1 protein-coding gene is annotated in these 316 nt (G+C 50.3%); it reads right to left on the bottom strand.

Annotated elements, in window-relative coordinates; all coding sequences use genetic code 11:
* The coding region (locus tag AAIR21_RS28080; protein WP_434682868.1) for a type VI secretion system contractile sheath domain-containing protein at positions 1–316 on the bottom strand (316 nt) is incomplete at both ends.

Below are 316 nucleotides of genomic sequence, written 5' to 3' on the forward strand. Positions count from 1 at the left end.
TTTCCCTGAAGCTCTTCCATTTGATATACTCCGCGCGATCGAAGAAATTGGTGATGTCCTTAATGGCCGCCACCTCTTCAATCGTGTTTTTCATGAAGAACTTCGGCCCCACCGAGCCAATGAACGGCATATGGGCGGCGGCAGACACTTTCGAGATGTTACGCAGCAGGGCGATATCCTGCGAAGACGCATCAAACTCGTAGGCAGAGATTAATGCTGCAATAGGCTCTCCACCAGGCTGATCGTACTCATCCGAGTAAACGTGCTGGTATAATCCACTCTGGATAATTTCCGGCGCATCCTCAAAATCTTCCCG

This window comes from Enterobacter sp. PTB (assembly GCF_051130085.1).
Classification (GTDB): domain Bacteria; phylum Pseudomonadota; class Gammaproteobacteria; order Enterobacterales; family Enterobacteriaceae; genus Enterobacter; species Enterobacter ludwigii.